General features: G+C 62.6%; 18 protein-coding genes. 10 read left to right on the top strand and 8 right to left on the bottom strand.

Going from position 1 to position 19,043, the window contains the following annotated elements:
* Positions 1-63 precede the first annotated feature (63 nt).
* The 10 genes from R3E49_RS13195 (at position 64) to R3E49_RS13240 (ending at position 8,818) form a co-directional block, all read left to right on the top strand.
* On the top strand, positions 64-582 hold the full coding sequence (locus R3E49_RS13195; RefSeq protein WP_290737996.1) for a fasciclin domain-containing protein: 519 nt from the start codon (positions 64-66) through the stop codon (positions 580-582).
* 166 nt (positions 583-748) lie between these two features.
* Entirely contained in the window at positions 749-1,768 is a 1,020-nt protein-coding gene (locus R3E49_RS13200) for a hypothetical protein (protein ID WP_371295471.1), read from the top strand.
* 142 nt (positions 1,769-1,910) lie between these two features.
* On the top strand, positions 1,911-3,629 hold the full coding sequence (locus R3E49_RS13205) for a DUF4331 domain-containing protein (protein WP_371295472.1): 1,719 nt from the start codon (positions 1,911-1,913) through the stop codon (positions 3,627-3,629).
* A 21-nt stretch (positions 3,630-3,650) separates the two neighbouring features.
* On the top strand, positions 3,651-3,908 hold the full coding sequence (locus R3E49_RS13210) for a hypothetical protein (protein WP_371295473.1): 258 nt from the start codon (positions 3,651-3,653) through the stop codon (positions 3,906-3,908).
* A 55-nt stretch (positions 3,909-3,963) separates the two neighbouring features.
* Positions 3,964-4,869: a tetratricopeptide repeat protein gene (locus R3E49_RS13215; protein WP_371295474.1), complete on the top strand. Its 906-nt coding sequence runs from the start codon at positions 3,964-3,966 to the stop codon at positions 4,867-4,869.
* A 3-nt stretch (positions 4,870-4,872) separates the two neighbouring features.
* On the top strand, positions 4,873-5,400 hold the full coding sequence (locus R3E49_RS13220) for a sigma-70 family RNA polymerase sigma factor (RefSeq protein ID WP_290737983.1): 528 nt from the start codon (positions 4,873-4,875) through the stop codon (positions 5,398-5,400).
* Entirely contained in the window at positions 5,397-6,098 is a 702-nt protein-coding gene (locus tag R3E49_RS13225) for an anti-sigma factor domain-containing protein (RefSeq protein ID WP_371295475.1), read from the top strand. Before R3E49_RS13220 ends, R3E49_RS13225 begins: the two co-directional genes overlap by 4 nt.
* A 192-nt stretch (positions 6,099-6,290) precedes the next feature.
* Positions 6,291-7,535 (top strand): hypothetical protein, encoded by a 1,245-nt coding sequence (locus tag R3E49_RS13230; RefSeq protein ID WP_290737977.1) that lies wholly within the window; start codon positions 6,291-6,293, stop codon positions 7,533-7,535.
* Positions 7,536-7,537: 2 nt separating this feature from the next.
* Positions 7,538-8,401, top strand: a complete 864-nt coding sequence (locus tag R3E49_RS13235; RefSeq protein WP_290737975.1) for an oxidoreductase — start codon at positions 7,538-7,540, stop codon at positions 8,399-8,401.
* Between the two features lie 81 nt (positions 8,402-8,482).
* The gene (locus tag R3E49_RS13240; protein WP_371295476.1) at positions 8,483-8,818 is read left to right on the top strand and encodes a YegP family protein; all 336 of its coding nucleotides are present in this window, start codon (positions 8,483-8,485) and stop codon (positions 8,816-8,818) included.
* 2 nt (positions 8,819-8,820) lie between these two features.
* Here R3E49_RS13240 and R3E49_RS13245 read toward each other — a convergent pair whose 3' ends face one another.
* The 8 genes from R3E49_RS13245 to R3E49_RS13280 all read right to left on the bottom strand — a co-directional run bounded on the left by R3E49_RS13245 (position 8,821) and on the right by R3E49_RS13280 (position 19,038).
* Positions 8,821-10,032: an EAL and HDOD domain-containing protein gene (locus R3E49_RS13245; RefSeq protein WP_371295477.1), complete on the bottom strand. Its 1,212-nt coding sequence runs from the start codon at positions 10,030-10,032 to the stop codon at positions 8,821-8,823.
* A 158-nt stretch (positions 10,033-10,190) separates the two neighbouring features.
* The gene (locus R3E49_RS13250; protein WP_371295478.1) at positions 10,191-12,473 is read right to left on the bottom strand and encodes an arylsulfatase; all 2,283 of its coding nucleotides are present in this window, start codon (positions 12,471-12,473) and stop codon (positions 10,191-10,193) included.
* A gap of 60 nt (positions 12,474-12,533) precedes the next feature.
* Complete coding sequence (locus R3E49_RS13255) at positions 12,534-13,193, bottom strand: EthD domain-containing protein (protein WP_371295479.1); 660 nt, start codon at positions 13,191-13,193, stop codon at positions 12,534-12,536.
* Positions 13,194-13,210: 17 nt separating this feature from the next.
* A complete protein-coding gene (locus R3E49_RS13260) occupies positions 13,211-14,755 on the bottom strand; it encodes an arylsulfatase (RefSeq protein WP_371295480.1) in 1,545 nt (514 codons plus the stop codon).
* A 99-nt stretch (positions 14,756-14,854) separates the two neighbouring features.
* On the bottom strand, positions 14,855-15,298 hold the full coding sequence (locus tag R3E49_RS13265; RefSeq protein WP_371295481.1) for an ion channel: 444 nt from the start codon (positions 15,296-15,298) through the stop codon (positions 14,855-14,857).
* A 19-nt stretch (positions 15,299-15,317) separates the two neighbouring features.
* The gene (locus R3E49_RS13270; protein WP_371295482.1) at positions 15,318-16,373 is read right to left on the bottom strand and encodes a DUF2955 domain-containing protein; all 1,056 of its coding nucleotides are present in this window, start codon (positions 16,371-16,373) and stop codon (positions 15,318-15,320) included.
* Positions 16,373-17,521 (bottom strand): HlyD family secretion protein, encoded by a 1,149-nt coding sequence (locus R3E49_RS13275; protein ID WP_371295483.1) that lies wholly within the window; start codon positions 17,519-17,521, stop codon positions 16,373-16,375. Before R3E49_RS13275 ends, R3E49_RS13270 begins: the two co-directional genes overlap by 1 nt.
* On the bottom strand, positions 17,518-19,038 hold the full coding sequence (locus tag R3E49_RS13280; protein ID WP_371295484.1) for an efflux transporter outer membrane subunit: 1,521 nt from the start codon (positions 19,036-19,038) through the stop codon (positions 17,518-17,520). Before R3E49_RS13280 ends, R3E49_RS13275 begins: the two co-directional genes overlap by 4 nt.
* Positions 19,039-19,043: the final 5 nt, after the last annotated feature.

The following is a 19,043-nucleotide window of genomic DNA, read 5'->3' on the forward strand; positions in this document are numbered from 1 at the left end:
TCGTAAGTTCCTGTGACGTTGGGTCGTCGATCCAACATATCTGGTAACTTGCGAGGTTCCATCATGCGATTCATTACGAAGTATCTGTCCTTGGCCGCGATCAGCGGTCTGCTTCTCACGTCTTTTGCCGCGACGGCAGGTGATCATGAGCACCACGGGTCAATGGCCAAGCCGACGATTGTAGAGATCGCGGTCGGCAATCCGGATTTCTCCACGCTGGTCGCCGCGTTGCAGGCGGCTGGCCTCGTTGAAGCCCTGTCTGGCGAAGGTCCGTTCACCGTATTTGCACCGACCAACGCTGCCTTCGCGGCGTTGCCGGCCGGCACGCTGGATGATTTGCTCAAGCCCGAGAACAAGGATCAGCTGACGGCTATCCTGACCTACCACGTGGTATCCGGCAAAGTGATGGCGGCTGATGTGGTCACCTTGACGGAAGCGACCAGCCTGCAGGGCGACACCATTGCCGTATCGGCATCCGATGCCGGCGTGAAAGTGGATGCCGCAAACGTCACAGCGACGGATATCAGCGCCTCCAATGGCGTGATTCACGTCATCGATGCGGTGATCCTGCCCAACAGCTAGCATCTGCTGCTACCGATGGTCTATCGGGACTATCGGTAGCACCCCTCCCTGTTTACTGGCCGCTCGGCGAATCCACGTTCCTTGCGCAGGGCGTTCTGCCCTGATTTTGTAGTTAAGCGCATCGCGTCGTATCATGTGGAGCTGCAACACGGCTGGAGGGAGAAGAATGCTCACACTCCGATATCTCCTCGTTTTACTTTGTACTGCCGTATTGGGTGCGTGCAAGATTTCAATCTCGGTGCCTGAAGGGGGTTCTGTCACCACCCGCTCCGGGTCACTCAGCTGTCCCGGCGGCGAAACCTGTGTCGTTAACGTGGTAGATCTCCTTTTTGATGAAACCTTTGTCGCCCGGCCTGCGGACGGCTACCGCTTCGAAGGATGGCGCAAGCAACACCGGGGTCTCTGCGGTGGTACAACTGCCCCCTGTCGCCTGTTCACCTCGGGGTTTGCAGGCAATGATGCGCTGATGGCCTTCCTCGCCAGCGACGAGGTCTTCTTCCTCAACCCGGTGTTCGAGGCCGCCTCTGGCAATGACTATGGCACGCAGCCGTTAAGTGCCTGTTTCAGTCCGGATCTTTTCCGGCAAGGTACGCGGTTCGTGTCTGAGTACCGCAGGCCAGGGCCCGGTGGTGGCTATTTTGTTGCCGAGTTCGATCAGGTGATTGACGGCACGGGGCTTTTCCAGGGTAACCCTGCTATCCGCATGCGGCTGGAACAGCGCAGCGAGGGGGAGCTGTTGGCCACCAATTTGACCTGGTTTTCGATCAACCCGGGAGCCCAACGGTTGCGATATTATGGCAGCGAGGTCGAAACCGCTCAGCCTCCGCTTACGTCGGCAACGTTGACACTGGCGCCGTTCAAACTCAACCGTTGGGATTTGGCGGCAGGGCAGAGCTTTCAGCAGAATTATTCTTCGACGCTGCAGGACAGCCGTGGTAGCTCTTCAAGCCAAACCGTCGAACTGAAGACCACTTACCTGGGCACGGAGACCATCACCGTGCCGGCTGGCACTTACACGGCCTGCCGGGTACTCGAGGAGTCGGTGGAAACTGGCGGTACTGGCGTTCCCGCTCGCTCCTCGGAAACACAGTGGTATGCATTGGGCACTGGAATATTGTTGCGCTCGGAATCCGAGGATTCGTATCAGGAGTTTTTGCGCGGCGCGATCAATGGGGTCCCACAGTGATCCGATTGCACCAGACTCACCCGATTTGAGCCGATCAAGCATTTCCCCGTTTCTACGGCCACTCCTTTCGGGAGAAGTAGTGCTGCGTTGAAGCCTGTTGCCGGCCGATTCCCGAGGGCTGCATCGGTTGGCAGGGCTCCGTGTGCGCACCCCGCCACGAACGCCGATTTCTGAGCGGTTGAAAATTTTTTACGCACGCTATGCATCTTTTGCTCTTCCGGGGGACGTAACGCCAGTGAAATCCCGGAATTGGCAGGAGATGCACATGCAAAAACTGGTACTGGCGGCTTCGGTCGCGATGACGTTATCGCTCCACGCGGGGGCGTCCAGCCACCGCGAGGCCCCATTCATCACGAAATATCCGCAGGTCGACGCCACGGATTTCTATCTCTTCATGAGTTACGAGCCCGCCCGATCGGGTTACGTTACGATGATCGCCAACTATATCCCGCTGCAAGCGGCGTACGGTGGACCAAACTACTTTCCACTGGACAGCAACGCACTCTACGAAATTCACGTCGACAATGACGGGGATGCGGTCGAAGACAAGACTTTCCAGTTTCGCTTCAGCAGCAACGTGCCCGCTGGTGGCGTAGTACCCCTGACCATTGGCGATAAATCGGTCACGTCTGTACTGCGCAATATCGGGCCGGTATCCGCTGACAGCGCGCCCGGTTTAAGCCACTTCGACACGTATAGCGTCGATATGGTGGAAGGCGCGCGCCGCAGCAGCGGCGAGTCAGTCACTGATGCGCGCAACGGCAGCGCAGAATTTGGCAAGCCATTCGACTACGCGGGGACCAAGACGTTTGGCGGTCCCGGCAGTTACGAAACGTATGCTCGCAGCTTTGTGCATAGGATTGATATCCCGGGCTGCAATCAACAGGGACGGGTTTTCGTTGGACAGAGGTATGAGGCGTTCAAACTGGCGCTGGGGGAGATTTTTGATCTCGTCAATTTTGTGCCCGTGGAGGGCGACAGTGCCCCGGGAGCTGGTGATGGCGGGGGATTTCCGGGCGGCATAACCCAGGACCCGGCGCGGAATGTCCTGTCACGCCACAACGTCACCTCCATCGCACTGGAGGTGCACCGCGAGTGTCTTGCGGGAGACGAGGGCATCATCGGTGCATGGACGACGGCGAGCCTGCCGCAGGCAACGATCCTGAATCCACAAGCGACGCTTGAAAAACCCGAGGTTGGTGGCGGAGCGTGGACTCAGGTCTCAAGGCTCTCCGCCCCGCTCGTGAATGAACTGGTCATCGGTTACGACCAGAAGGACAGGTTTAACGGAAGCCGACCTGCAGACGATGGACAGTTTGCAGACTTTGTCACGAATCCGGTGCTTCCCGCGATTCTTGATACGTTGTTTCGCGATGCCGTCAACGCAACGCTCGGCACATCGCTGACAACCCTGGCGCCGGTGAACCTTCCGCGCACGGACCTTGTCGCGGCCTTTCTAACCGGATTTGCCGACGTGAACCAGTTTTCCAATGCTGTGCCAGCGGAAATGTTGCGACTCAACACCATGGTTGAACCCACCCCGCGTTCACAGCAGCAGCCTCTGGGGCTTGCTGCGGGTGATCTTGCGGGGTTTCCCAATGGCAGGCGGCCTGGCGACGATGTGGTGGATATCGCGTTGCGCGTGGTGATGGGCGCGCTGTGCCACGACTTGCCGTTGGGCCCCGGGGGATCAGGTGTAAACCTCGGTTTCTGCCTGCCAGAGGACGCGGCGATCGGCAATGTCGCCCTGACCGACGGTGCGCCACTGTCTGCGTCGGAACTCGACAATCGCTTTCCGTATCTGCTGGAACCGTATCCCGGTAGTCCCGCTGACGCGCCGCTGCCAACACCGACGTCCTGACAGGCAGAAGGAGTTATGTTTATGAGACATTCATGTGTGATTCTGCTCGTTTCCCTGTTCCTGGTTGCTTGCTCAGACGGCGGTGACCGGGTGGTAGTCCCGGCTCCACCGCCGGGCGGACAGCCGCCCGTGGCGCCCGAGCCGCCGCGCCTGCAGAGTTTTTCCGCCTTTGTGCGCGATGTGTTTGCCGATCCTGCAGACGCGTCGCCGCGTGACATCAACGATCTGGAGTTTGTTTCTGATGCTGAGGATGACGATTTCGCCGACCTGTTGCGTTAGCCTTGTCGCGCTCCTCCTGCTCGTTCTCGTCCAGCCGGAGGCTGATGCGCACAGTGTGCATCGACACACTGGCGCGGAAGCAGACTCGACGACCCGTGCGGCTACGCCACGGGATCTTCTGCAACGCTACTCGGTGTCTGGTGACGATCATTTGCTGGCCGTGGCCAGGCAGGCACTGGCAGACAGCACGGGTGCAAGTGCCGCAGAAAAACTGCTGTACCTCGCCTGGCTGGCGCAGGCGGAACACGATTTTAAGCAGGCCAGCGTTCTCCTGGGACGCTTGCTGGCCGAGCAACCCGGCAATGGCCAGGCATGGTTGTTGGAGGCTGCCGTCGCCCAGGTTGTGGGGGATATTGATCGGTATCGAAGGGCGTGTTCGCGAGTGGCACTGAGTGTTTCGCCCATGGCCTCGGTCACCTGCTTTGCGCGTCAGGCTGTTTCGCTGGAAGAGCGCAGACGCGCCTACGAGAGGCTGCAGGATCTGAACGCAAACACCGATGACGTCAACCTTATGGCGTGGCACTTTTCGGTGAGAGCTGAACTGGCGTGGAGTCTGGGCGAGATGGCTGCGGCAGAGCGGGACCTCCGCTACGCGATCGCGGCAGTTCCCTCAGTACAACGGCGTGCCGCACTGATGGATTTGTTGTTGCAGCAGCAGCGCTACACAGACGCACTCGCGGTTGATCCCGCGGCACACGCCGTCCCGGCGATTGCGGTGCGACAGGTGCTCGCAAAGCGCGGCCTTGGATTTCCCGTTGATCTCACTGTGCGCACTATGGATCTGCGCTTCAAAGAATGGCTGGACGCAGGCGATTACCGGCACGCTCGCGAGATCGCGATGTTTTATCTGGATGTCCTGCCTGATCCGGAGCTGGCCTATGATGTTGCGCGCAGAAATGCGAGACTGCAGCGCGAGGCCGAGGATATGGCGCTTCTCGCCAGGGCAGAGGGCATGCAGTAGCGGATGACACATCAGGCTGAGTTGGAAGTCATGCTGGCGCGGAGCGCGCTGGGGGACAGAGACGCCTTTCAGAGGCTCTACGAGGCGACGGCACCGCGCGTCTACGCCGTGCTGCTCAGCATGCTTCGTGACTCAGCCCTGGCCCAGGATGTGATGCAGGACGCTTACGTCAAGGTGTGGGGGCAGTCGCGCGACTACCACGCCGACCGCGGTCTGGTACTCTCCTGGATCATCGCCATCGCTCGCTATCGTGCGCTGGACTTGCTCCGGGCCTCGAAGCGACGGGATGCCCTGGAAATGGAAGCTGTCCAGCAGCAGTCGCTGACTGAGCCCACTCAGGAAGGGTTTTCGGACCTTCTTCAGGAATGCCTCGGCAAACTGGCAGACTTGCAGCGCCGGAGTATAGTCGCCGCATTTGTTAACGGCTTCACCCATGAAGAACTGGCGGCCAGGGAGGCGACCCCTGTGGGTACGGTAAAGAGCCGGATTCGGCGCGGCATGCAGCGGCTGAGAGAGTGTTTGCAACAGTGAACTACGATAGCGCAAGGCTGGTCGACCTCCTCGCTGGCGAATATGTTTTGGGGACTCTCCGCGGTGGCGCACGACGCCGTTTTGAGCGCCTGCTGCACCAGCGGCCGGATGTGCGTAGCGCTGTGTGGCGTTGGGAGTCCTCCCTGGGTGAACTCGGCCTCACGCTGGCTCCCGTGTCACCACCCTCGGCTGTGTGGTCGGCCGTTGCGCGCCGCATTGAGCCTGCGGATCTGCACCCTGCCTGGTGGCGCTCAATAGGACTCTGGCGTGCCTGGAGCCTGGCAGCCAGCACGGCGCTGGTTGTTCTCCTGGTGGTGTCTTCCCCGTTCACCACGTCCCCGCCGCCTCCTGATTCTGCGCCCGATCACGTCAGTGTGATCGGGGATGGCAGCGAGCCCCTCTGGTTACTCAGTGCAAACCTGGAGACAGGGGCAATCACAGCACGTGCGGTAAACGCCGTAGCGGCCGATGTCGATAAAGTCTTCGAATTGTGGATGCTGCCCGAGTCCGGACCTCCAATTTCAATGGGGCTGCTGCCGGTGGGTGGTGAATCAGTGACCCGCTCGCTGCCCGCGGGACTGCGAGCGCTGCTCAGGCAGTCCAAGGGTATCGCGGTAAGTATCGAGCCTGCCGGGGGTTCGCCGACCGGCGCGCCGACCGGCCCAGTGGTGCACACGGCCCGGGTAGTCTCTCTGTAGCCCTTGGAACCCGTGGTGCACCAAAAGTGTGCAATTCGGGTCGATAAAGCATACCGCCAGTGGGCATACGCATGCGCTGATAGGCAGAGCGGAGTGCTACATTGAGTCCCGTTGCCGGCCGCTCACCGAGGGTCGCAACAGACACTGTTAACGAGACCCGGTTTGTAGCCGGGCGAGTGAAGGGATCTCTGTATGCCACGCCCCAACAACCCTATCAGCACCGACGAACAGCGCGCCCACGAATTGCTGGCGCTGGAGTATTTCAACCACCCGGAGATTGTCAGCGCACGTGAGGCGGTGCGGACATTCTGGTTGGAGCACGCTGCACCCAGTGATGCCATGCGTCGCGCATTTGCATGGGCGTTTGAGGAAGTCATGTTCGGCGCCACGGTCTGGGCGCTGAACCAGGACCCACTGTATCCCAAGGTCATCACCATCAGCCGCCTGCCGCACACGGTAGCGGGAAAGCGTATCCCCGGCAGCCGCTGGGGCATCGACAATCCTGACTCGGTGTACCGGGTGATTCCCATCAGCGGTGCGGAGCGCTACGTGATTCGAGGCCGGGTTTCCGAGCCGCGTCTGGTGGAAAACTACTTCACACTGTGGGACCCCACCATGAAAACGGTAGGACTGCTGGATGGCAAACAGCTGAAGGTGGATGCGGAGGGATATTTCGAGATCACGGTGGACGGGAGTCCGGCGGCTGGGCGCGCCAACCACGTACAGGCGCCGCCAGAGAGCCATGAATTCTACATACGCGACGTGATCGCCCGCTGGGGAGAAGATCGTGTCAATGAACTGTCTATCGAGCGGCTCGGTTCGCCGCCCGCGCGGGCACCGTTCAGCGAAGCGGAAAACCTCGAGCGCATCAAGACCTACATGCGTCGCTGGGCCACAGAGACCACACGCTGGAATCGTCAGGCGATGGACAAGCCCGCCAATGGTTTTGAGTTCACGATTGATCGCGACAGTGACGGCGCGTTGCGCAACCAGATTTATATCATGGGCTACTTTCGGCTGCCGGACGCGGATACTGCCATGGTGCTGGATATCAACCTGGGTGGCGCGGACTACTTTATCGCACCCATCACCAACATCTGGGGCACGACCAATCGCATCACCGACCGCAATGGCTGCCTGAATCGACATCAGTCTCTGGCCAATCCGGACGGCACCCTGACCTATGTCCTGAGCCTTACCGACCCGGGCGTACACAACTGGCTCGATCCCTCAGACCTCGACGAGGGTATCCTGACCCTGCGCTGGGCCGAGTTCGCCGGTGGGGAGCCGGGTGCCGATCTGTCTGTACAGCAGCGGCTGGTGCCCCTGGCCGACGTGCAGCAGCATGTCTGCGAGAATCAGCGCATGACTGCGGCGCAGCGCGCGGAGCAGCTGCGCGAGCGGGCCGCGAGTTACGCGTGGCGACTGGAGGAATGAGCATGCCCGTAGTGCAGGATTCAGTGTGGTTGATTTCCGGGTGTTCCACCGGCTTCGGGCGCGAGATAGCGCGGACGGCCCTGGAGCGTGGCGCACGGGTGGCAGTGACGGCGCGGCGTCCCGAAGCGGTTGCCGATCTGGTAGAGGCCTGGCCGGAACGCGCGGTGGCGCTGGCACTGGATGTGACCGACCAGGGTTCCATCGCCGCCGCGGTTGCCGACACCGTCAGCACCTTTGGCCGTATCGATGTGCTGGTCAATAACGCCGGTTATGGTTACGTGGCAGCGGTGGAAGAGGGAGAGGATGCGGCGGTTCGCGCCATGTTTGAAGCCAATTTCTTTGGTGCGCTCGCACTCACGCAGGCCGTGCTTCCCCATCTGCGCGAACAGGGCAGCGGCCATATCATCAACAACTCGTCCCAGGCAGGCATCATGGCCAACCCGGGCACAGGCTTTTACAGCGCCTCGAAGCACGCTCTGGAGGGTTTGATGGAGGCGCTGGCGAAGGAAGTGGCGCCGCTGGGGATCCGGGTGACCTCGGTGCAGCCGGGCGCATTTCGCACCGACTGGTCCGGCCGTTCCATGCAGCGCAGCGGCGTGCGGCTGCCTGCCTACGAAGAGCATGTGCACAGCCGCCTCGATATGATCGCGCAGATGGATGGCAAGCAACCGGGCGATCCCGTGCGCGCTGCCGGGATCATGGTCGACCTGTATGCCATGGAGGATCCGCCGGTGCAGCTGCTGCTGGGCGCCGGTGTTCTGGCGGCGTACCGCGACAAGCTTGGCGCGCAGCACGCCAACCTGGAGCGCTGGCAGGCGCTGACGCAGGCGGCGGATTTTCCGGCGGATGAGGGTCAGGGCACATAGCTTCTAAGGTGTCCGGCAGTTGGCGGCACCGCAAAGCTGTATTAAGCTGGTTGCGTCCCATTCACAGGAGAGCAGTGCCCCATGGCCGGTAAATATGACCTGAAGAAAAGCCCCAGTGGAAAGTTCATGTTCAACCTGAAGAGCGGGAATGGGCAGATTGTCCTCACCAGCCAGCTCTACGACAGCCGCGCCGCGGCGGAAAAAGGGATTGCCTCGGTACGCAAGAATTCGCCTGAGGATGTCCGCTATGAGCGCAAGGTGGCGACCAGCGGCGAAACCTACTTTGTGCTGAAATCCGGCAACAGCCAGGTGATTGGCAAGAGCCAGATGTACAAGAGCAAGGCTGCGATGGAGAACGGTATCGCCTCGGTGAAGAAGAACGGCGCCGAGGCCGGCGTGGTCGATAACACCGCCTGAGGCTACTCCAGCCCGGCCTGGCGGGCGGCAGTATCGGCCCATTGCACGGCTGACATGTAAATGTCAGCCAGTTCCAGTGCGTCCAGGTTGCGAAAATCCACAGCGCCCGCTTCACCGGCCTCCAGGCTGAGGGCACAGCTCAGGGCTTCTCCCCGATCGCCGAGTCGCTGTACCAGCGCTTCCTGCAGTTCCTCGGGCAGGGGCAGGTATTTCAGCGCCTCTTCCAGCGGAACATCGAGCAGTGCGTCCAACACGGAAAACAGGCCGACGGTGAAGTAGCTGTCGGCGTTGGGCAGGCCACAGTGCTGCGCCAGCAGTTCGCAGAGCCGTCCGCGCACCAGGCCCATGGTGACAATCTCGTCGGCTTTGCCGTCAACCCCGCTCATGATGTAGAGCACGACCCAATTGCGGATGGTGCCGCGCCCCAGGTATACGATCGCCTCCTTGATGGATTCGATCTTGCGGTTCAACGCGTTGGCGGCGGAGTTCACGTAGGCCAGGGCCCTGACGCTGAGGCCGACGTCCTGGCTGATCAGGGTCTGCAATTCTTCGAGGTCGGTGTCCGGGTCGCTGATACGCGACAGCAGGCGCAGCAGCGCAATCTTGTTGGTGGGCAGTCGCTTGCCGCTGACAATCCGCGGGCGCGCAAAGAAATAACCCTGGAAGTAATCCACACCCAGCGCCTTCAGGGTCTGGAACTCCTCTTCGGTTTCCACCTTTTCCGCCAGGACCTTGCAGCCATATTGCTTGATGCGATTGATCTGCGTTTCCCAGTTGGCCTCCGGCATCGCGCGAATGTCGATCTTCACGGTGTCGATGTGCGGCATCAGGCGGTCATAGGCTTCCGACTCGACGACGTCATCGAGAGCGATTTTGAAGCCGGTTTCACGCAGGGACTGGACTCCTGCCAGAACATCATCATCAGGCACGACATCTTCGAGAATCTCCAGCATCACCCGCGCCGGGTCGATGGGCAGCAGGTTGGGGTCCAGCAGGAACTGGCGCGGCAGATTGATGAAGGTGATGTGCCCGCGTGACAGGCGATCAATGCCGATTTCCATCGCATTGGTGAGTACCTGCGCGGTGGCGGCGTCGCCGTCGAGTTCTTCGGGCGCGCTGTTCTCCGCCGATGAACGGAACAGCAACTCATAGGCGTAGAGTTTCAGGTTCCGGTCCAGAATCGGCTGTCGCGCGAGGAAGAAATGATTCTTCAAGAAACTCCTCCCTGTGTTTCCGTTGGCGTAACGTGCGGCGAAGTATAGCTCAACGGGGCCGTCTGCGCCGTTGGCGTGCCGGGACTGCGACACAGATCACGCTCCGGGGCGCGCGGCGCCGGTGCGTCAGTCCCCGGTGCGCAACGCCGCTGAGACCCTCAGGGCGCGGGCCCCGTGACGATGTCGACGCGGCGCAGGCTGGCGCCCGCCAGCGGGTAGCCGATGGGGCTGTCGGCAGGGTAAGTCCCGGCGGGCGAGCCGGTATCCACGCCCACATCGAAGGTCTCATCGATGGAGAAGTAGCTCGGCGGCGTTGCGGCAATGCGGCCCTGGTCGACGGGCTGTCCATCCACCAGCAGGCTGAATTCTCCCCCGCGGGCGTAGCCCCCACCGTCGTAGGCGAAGTTCACTGACAGCTGCACGTCACCGTCCACAGCGTTGTCACCCTGCAGGATGATCTCGCCCACCTCAAAGCTGCGATAGCGGAAAACCGGGCGCGAGTGATTGTCGAGATACAGGCTCCATCCCGCGACGGTGCCCCCCATGGTCGCGATAACGCCCCGGGGCGCGGGCCCTGTCAGGGTGGCGTCCAGTGTCCAGGAGCGATTGAACAGCGGTGGACCCTGTGCTTCAGGTATGCCCACGGCGTCGGGCCCGTAGCTGAACTCGCTGCGATCGCCGCGCAGGTTTGGCAGCGGGTGACTGTTCATGGTGTCCATGGCGCTGCGCAGTGGCAGTATGCCCAGGCGCTCCGCCTCCTGCTGGAACAGGGCCTGCAACTCGGCCAGCTTGCCAGGCTCGGCGCTGGCGAGGTTGTTTGCCTGGCTGAAGTCTTCATTGAGGTTGTACAACTCCCAGCGGTCGTCTTCCATGGGGCTTGGCGCGGTGCGCACGCCCACGGTCCAGGGCAGGCGCTGGTGAAAGGCCGAAGCCATCCAGCCCTCGTGGTAAATGGCCCGGTTGCCGTTCACCTCGAACAGCTGGGTGCTGTGGTGCTCTGCCGCATCGGCCCGTGTGAGGCTGGCCAGGAAGCTGCTGCCGTCCATAGGCCGCTGGGGGACGCCTCGTACTGTTTCCGGGACGCCGATGTTCAGTGCATCGAGTATGGTGGGTACCACGTCGTTCACATGGGTGAACTGCGAGCGCAACCCGCCGGCCCCATCACCGATTACCCGCGGCCAGCTGACTACGGCGCCGACGCGCGTGCCGCCCAGGTGTGACGCCACCTGCTTTACCCACTGGAAGGGGGAGGTCAACGCCCAGGCCCACCCCGCGGGATACTGCGGGTAGGTTGTTTCATCACCGATGCGCTCCAGGGCGGCCAACTGCTGTTCCAGGCTCTCGGGCAGGCCCTGCAGCGCGCCCATGTAATTGATGCTGCCGCCCAGTCCGCCCTCGGCGCTGCTACCGTTGTCCCCGGCGATGTACACAAACAGCGTGTTATCGAACTGCCCGCGCTGCCGCAGCGCACTGGCGAGTCGGCCGATCTGGGCATCCGTGTGTTCCAGAAAGCCGGCATAGGTCTCCATCAGTCGTTCAGCCACCCGCTTTTGGTCTGCGCTCAGGCTGTCCCAGGCAGGCAGTGCCTCCGGGGCGGGGGTCAGCACGGTGTCGGCGGGCACCACGCCAAGCGCCTTCTGCCGGTCCAGAATGGTCTCGCGCATGCGGTCCCATCCGTCGGCGAAGCGGCCTTCGTAGCGGCGAATCCAGGGGGCGGGTACCTGCAGCGGCGCATGGGCTGCGCCGGGTGCCAGGTAGACGAAAAACGGTTTGCCGGGTGAGATGGACTGCACGAGGTCGACCCAGCCGATCGCCTCGTCCACGATGTCCTCTGTCACATGGTAGCTTTCCCCGGCCGGGCGCCGGACAGCGGCTGTGCCGCGGTAGAGGGTGGGTTCGTACTGGTCTGTCTCGCCGCCGAGGAAACCGTAGAACGTATCGAAGCCGACACCCGTCGGCCAGCGGTCGAAGGGCCCCAGCGGGGAGGACTCCCAGTTCGGCGTCAGGTGCCATTTGCCAAACGCGCCAGTGCTGTACCCCTGCTCACGCAGGATCTCCGCGATGGTGGCGGTTTCTGGGCGCAGCACACCCTGATAGCCCGGGATGGTGCTGGCAGAGTTCAGCACAGCGCCGACGTTCGCGGCATGGGCGTCGCGGCCGGTGAGCAGAGCGGCCCGCGTGGGGGAGCAGATCGCGGTGGTGTGAAAGCGGTTGAAGCGCAGGCCAACCTGGGCCAGTGCGTCGAGTGCGGGCGTATCCACCGGGCCCCCGAAGGTGCTGGTGGCACCGAAGCCCACATCATCCAGCAGTACGATGACAATGTTCGGGGCATTCTCAGGGGGCTCTGGCAGGGTGATTGCGGCGGCGGGGTTCGGGAACAACAGTGCAGTGACCAGTAGCCACGCTGCGGGAGAAAAGACGTTCAGATCTCTAGCTTTCATCGTGAACACTGACGCTGGCCACATGGCATTGGAGTCCTCAAAAATGTGTTTCTAGGTTGGCTAGCCGGCATCCGGCTGATAGAGCTCGCGCAGAAGCTCGGGCGGGCTCTCACACACCTCCGTGAGCAGTGTGCTCGCCAATTCGATGCCTGCCGGTGGTGCGCCCGGTGTCGGAGGTTCCTCGCTTTCCAGCCAGAGGCTCAGCAGTGCCTGGTAGGGAAAGGCGTTGTCGCCGCCCGGTAGCGGGCTCATGGTCTGGTCCAGGGTCACCCGCAGCACACTGCCATCTGCCGCAAGCTGTTGGCCCCAGGCCGCTACGCTGGCGGCGAAGTCGCCACCGGCGCCCGTGATGGGGTTCAGGAGCAGCATCAGGCGCAGGCGCCCCGGTGCCTCCACGCCACGCGGTGCGCCTGTCACCAGTGTCTCCTCGGCGCCCGCCGGCCGGATCAGCCGCTGGTCCATGAAGCGGCGCTCGTCGGCGTCCAGTATTTCCCGTACGCGGCCACTGTGCACGCCCGCCACATCCAGGTCCGGTGCGAAGAAAAACTCCGTGATGACATCAAAATTCACAGCAGGTGACGCCGAGACGACGTGGTTGCGCACGTATTTCACGAAGGGGAAGTAGCGACTACCCAGCCGCGAGTGGTTGTTCTCGTAGTAGTCTCGGAAGCCCTCCGGTGTGGTGCCCGGCAGGCGACTCAACAGGCATACTGATTTCATGGGCAGAGCGGGGCGCCTTAGCGTCCCCCCTCCCGGAAATTCTCCATTTCCTGGTCTATCGTGAACGATGCCGGGCGCTGCCGAGGGGGGAATTCCTCAAACGTTGCGAGAAACTGCCGGACCAGGATGGCGCCGGGAATACCGCGTGCTGCGATCTTTTTGTCCCACCAGCTGTTGTACATGTTGGAATCTGTATCAGCGCGCTCGAAGGGGTCCTGCCGCAGGTTGAACACCTTGGGGATGCGCAGGGAGACAAACGGATCCCGCCAGACATCGAAGGAGTGCGCGCGCTGCTCGGCGAAGACCAGTTTCCAGTCGCCATCCCGCACCGCGAGCATGTCGCCGTCGTCACTGGCGTAGAAAAACAGCTTGCGCGGGCCCTGCTCCTCGCTGCCGGTCAGGTAGGGCAGGAAGTTGTAGCCATCCAGGTGCACCCGGAAGTTTTTGCCGCCCACGTTGTGGCCCTTCAGCAGCTTGTTTTTGATCTCGCTGTCGCCGGCGGCGGCCATCAGTGTGGGCACCCAGTCGAGGTGTGACATGATGTCGTTGGAGATGGTGTTGGACGGTACCTTGCCGGGCCAGCGCACAATGGCTGGTACCCGGAAGCCGCCTTCCCAGTTGGTGTTTTTCTCGCCGCGGAAGGGCGTGATACCGGCGTCCGGCCACTGATTGTAGTGCACCCCGTTGTCGGTGGTGTAGATGACGATGGTATTGTCGGCAATGCCCAGTTCGTCCAGCTTGGCCAGCAGTGCGCCCACGTGGTTGTCGTGTTCCACCATGCCGTCGTTGTAAAAGCCCTGGCCTGACAGGCCGCTGCTTTCGCTTTTCAGGTGCGTGTAGTAGTGCATACGCGTGGAGTTGAACCAGACGAAGAAAGGCTGTTCCCTGGCGTGGGCGCGGTCCATGAAGTTGAGTGACGCGGCGAGGAATTCCTCGTCCACGGTCTCCATACGCTTGCGGTTGAGGGGGCCGAGGTCCTCAATCTTGCCGTCGGCGCTGGAGCGGATAACCCCTCGCGGCGTCACCAGGCGCGTGATGTTGGGGTCGGTAGGCCAGGCTGGATCCTCCGGCGCTTCCTCCGCGTTCAGGTGGTACAGATTGCCGAAGAACTCATCGAAGCCGTGGTTGGTGGGCAGGAACTCGTCGCGGTCGCCCAGATGGTTCTTGCCGAACTGCCCCGAGGTGTACCCCAGGGGTTTCAGCAATTCGGCGAGGGTCGGATCCTGGGGCTGGATGCCGATTGCGGCGCCGGGTACGCCGACCTTGGTCAGCCCGGTACGCAGCGGGTGTTGGCCGGTGATGAATGCGGAGCGGCCGGCGGTGCAGCTCTGTTCACCGTAATAATCGGTGAACATCATGCCCTCGTTGGCAATACGGTCGATGTTGGGCGTTTGGTAACCCATCATGCCATGGCTGTATTTGCTGATGTTGGTGATGCCGATGTCATCGCCCATGATGACGAGAATATTGGGTCGCTCCGCCGCTGCCGCGCTCATGGCAAGGGACAGGGCTGAGCAGAGCAAAAGCAGATAGCGGTAAGGGCGCTGGCGACGCGGATTCATTATTGTTCTCCTGATGCGTGAGCGGTGAATAGCCGGCGCTAGGCTACCGGAAAGATGCAGCGGCTACCCGTTTGAGGTTATGGGCAGATCCCCCGGGTGTCAATGCGGCGGCGGCCCCGGGTGCGTGGTCACCAGTTCCTGTAGGGCCACGCCGAAGGCGCGCGACAGCGCTGCCGTGGACACGCCGATCATGAGTGCGCCGTTGATGGCTTCCAGCGGGCCGAGTAGCCGATGCTCCGCTGACATCACAACATCGCCATAGCCCAGCGTGGCGAAATTGACCGCAGAGTGATAGATGGCCTCATTGAGGGTGGAAAACTCTCCCAGCCAGTAGAACAAGAGCGCCCAGGCGGTAAACTGCAGCGTGTTGCCGGCAATGAGAATCAGCATCAGCGCACCGGTGACCCGCATGGAGGCCAGAAACCGCGAGGGCATCGCGTGCCGTTGACGGGCGTAATAGCGCAGGGCAGCGACGACCAGTATGCCCTGCAGCAGCAGGCAGATACTCATCATCGTCAGGCCCAGCAACAGATTCTGCAGCACTGGAATACTCCTTTCAGTTTCAACCACTTTCTGCGGTACGCGGCGGCCGCTGCGCGGCGAGCGCAGCGCGCACCCTTTCCAGCAACGTCATGGCCAACACGGCGTACAGGGTGACGGCAAAGAACAGTGCCATGCGCACAGCGAAGGCCTGGAACACGTCCTTGCCCTGGTCGCTGTCGGCAACGGATGCTCCCAGCAGAATGATCAGTGTGGTGAGTGTGTTGATCCAGAACGTGGGCGGCCAACGGCTTTTCCACACGCCGTAGATACGGCTGCCCAGGACGAGGCTGATCAGGCTCATCCAGCCGACAAAGAACCACAGGTTGACGGCCAGTTGCAGACAGAACCAGACAAGGACGGCGCAGGCGCCACCCAGCGCGGTCGATCCCAACAGTTCGCGGCTGGCGTAACGCAGCGAGACGGTTGTTGACTCACGGCCGAGGAGGATGCTCTTGACCGCTACGGGCACGTACAGCGCCGGGTTGACGAGTGTCAATAAAAAAGCGGGTAGCACGATGAGTGTGGCGCGCAGTGACAGCCAGTTCGCAGCAGCGGGGGCTGGCGGTTTGTCCTGGGCGGGCGCGGCATCCGCGTCTTCCGGGAACAGCAGGAAGGCGATCCAGTGGGTGAAGACCGCGCTCGCAATGCCGACCACCAGTGCGGCGATAACGGCACTTGCCAGTGCCTGACTGAGCACGCTGGTAGCCGGAATGACGGTCAGTCCCATGGCGACGAGCGTCGCGGGGGCCTGCTGGCCATGCGCCAGTGCCAGGCGGTTGCTGAAAAACAGCCCGAGCAGAATGATCAGCAGGGCAGAAGCTGCGGCGTATTGCAGCATGGGGCCGAGTACCACGCCGATGCCCAGGGAGGCCATTACGAACAGAAGCAGCACCAGTAATTTGCGGGGTCCCGGGGGTGGCCCGGGCAGGGCGCCAAGCATGACGGCGAACAGGGGTGCGATGTAGGCAATGGTCAGGCCCGAGCCGTAGCCCAGGGCCAGCGACAGACCAACGCTTGTCGCCAGCCGGAAGGTCCGGCGCGCTGTAATTGGCAGGGTGTGAGTACGGCCCATCATCAGTAGGCGTAGGACAACAGACTGAGGAAGCGTATGTAGAGCTTGCCCAGCATCCCGAGTATGCCGTGGCCCTCGGTGTAGGCGATGACCGAGGCCTGCCCGCCGATGCGCAGCTGTGCCCTGACCTCCTCCTGTAGCGGCAGTTCCAGCGCCACCTGCACCGGGAATCGCTGCGCCTGGCGCAGCCAGTCACGGCTGTTCTGCACAGTGGGTAGCGCGCCGGGTGGCGGTTTGCTGCTGGCGCTGACGCCCACCCCGATATTGCGAACCGTACCGCTGAGCACGCGCCCCGGGAGCGCATCGAGGACAATCTCCACGGGCGTTCCAGGGCGCAGGTTGCCCAGGTTGTTCTCGGTGTAGGCGGCGTTGATCCAGACATCCGCCACGGCGATCAGCGTCATCACCGGGGTTCCGGCACCGGCAAACTGGCCCACCTCGGCGCGCAGATCGGTAATGACACCGTCGGATTCGGCCACCACAGTGGTGTTGTCGAAGTCCAGCTGGGCGCGGGCGACACCGGTGCGGGCGGATTGCAGCATGGTGTTCTCGGCGAGGGAGTCGCCGCCCTTCTGCTCGATGGCGCGCTGGATGTCGGCCTCTGCAGCGGCGACGCGAGCGCTGGCCTGCTCCAGGCTGGCCGCTGATACCTCGAGTCGACGTTCGGAGAGGGTTCCCGGATCCTCCTCGCGCAGGCGCTTGAGGCGGGTATAGTCCTGCAGCGCCTGGGTCTCGCTCGCCAGCGCTGCACGCAGGTTGGCGCGTGCCGAAGTCACTGCGGCATCACCGGCATCTACCTGCTTTTCCGCGTTGGCCAGCTCCGCCTGTGCCCGCTGCAGGGCGAGCTCGTACTGCGACTGGTCAATGGTGAACAATGGCTGCCCTGCAGTTACCCGGCTGTTGTTCTCTACGGCGACGTGGGTAACGATGCCGGCAACCTTGGGTGCCACGCCGACCACATACCCCTCAATGCGCGCCTGGGAGGTGTAGGGCGTAAACCGGTCGGCCAGCAGGTACCAGCACAGGCTCACCAGTAGCAGGGCCAGCAGGCCCAGGCTGCCCCTGGTGACAGTGCCTGCTGCCGATGTGTCTGCCGCTGGCGTTTGGGTCGAATCCGCTGTATCGCTTGCGGCCTGCGCTTGTTCGCTCATTGTGTGGAATCCGGCTCTTGGGCAAGGGGGGGGTGCAACAGGTCGCCCCAGTCGGTGCGCCGCTGCATGGTGTCGCGAATGTCGGGGGGTAGCAGCGTATCCATGGTGGCCGGTGTCCAGCCACCGCCGAGCGCCCGGTACAGGTCGATGACGGCGTTGACATGCTGCCCCCGGTTGAGAACGGCTCGGTCAGACTGCGCGAATGTCACCGCCTGCGCGTCGAGCACCCGTTGAAACCCCGAATAGCCCTCCTGATAGCGACGGGTCGCAATGTCCAGTGAGCGCTCCGCTGCCTGCAGTGACTGATCGAGGATGTCCTGCGTGTCCCGGGTGCGAGTGATGCGGTTGGCGGCATCATCGATCTCGCGGGCGGCATTCAGGGTGACGCCGCGAAAGCCCTCGAGGGCCTGCTGCAGGCGCGCGTCCTGGATGCGCACGGCGTTTTCCAGTCGCCCGTAGTTGAACAGGTTCCAGCTGAAGCTGGGCCCGATGGCCAGCTGGGATGTCTCGCTGACCAGGTTAAGACTGTTGTCGCTCCAACTCAGTGTGCCAAACAGCGAAATTGCCGGGTACAGATCTGCCCTCGCGATACCGATTTGCGCCGACTGCGCAGCAGCCTGCCAGGCCGCTGTTCGCACGTCGGGTCGACGCAACAGCAGCCGTGCGGGGATGTTCTCCAGCATGCGGGGAGTGAGCGTGGGCAGTGTGCTGTCGACGGCCTCCAGTTCCGGCACATCTCCGGGCGCGCGTCCCAGTGAGGCCGCCAGTGCATTGCGCGTCTGGGTCAGCGTAAGTTTGAGTCCGGGTATCGTTGCCAGCGTCGACAGGTACTGTGACTTCGCCTGTTGCAGGTCCAGTTCCGAATCCTGGCCGCGCAGGTACAGGCGTTCGGTGATCTCGAAGCTGCGCTCCTGCAGTGCCACGTTGCGCTCGGCAATCTCGATGCGCTGCAGCGTGGTCTTGTATTTGAAGTAGAGTGAGGCAATTTGTGCGGTCAGGAGAACCTGGGCATCACGCTGGGCGGCGATGGAGGCAAAGTAGGCGGCATCGGCCGACTCAATGCCGCGCCGGAAGCGGCCCCAGAAATCCAGCTCCCAGCCCAGGCTGAAGGCGAGTTCCCCGGCGCTGAAATCGCTGGTGCCGCCGCCGGCGCGATGCTGGTTGACCCACGCCGCGTTCCCGCCCAGGGTCTGCACCTGTGGATAGTTCAGGCCGGAGGCGATGCCCGCCAATGCGCGGCTCTCAAGAACGCGCAGCCCCGCCACGCGCAGCGACACGCTCTCCGTGCGCGCCGCGGCGAGCAGTTGATTGAGCACCGGATCCTCCAGCTGCCGCCACCAGTCATCGAGGCTTGCCCCGCTGTCCGGCGCAGTGCCGCCCGCGGAGCCGTACAGCTCAGGCTGCCACTCGGCCAGCCAGGCCTGTTCAGGTTCCTGAAAATCCGGGCCGAGGGGTGCACAGGCCGCCACGGCCAGCGCCAGCACCAGGGCGAACGAAATTCTGCCGGAGAGGGTCACCCGCT

Origin of the sequence: Haliea sp. (assembly GCF_041395985.1) — a bacterium.
Taxonomy (GTDB): domain Bacteria; phylum Pseudomonadota; class Gammaproteobacteria; order Pseudomonadales; family Halieaceae; genus Haliea.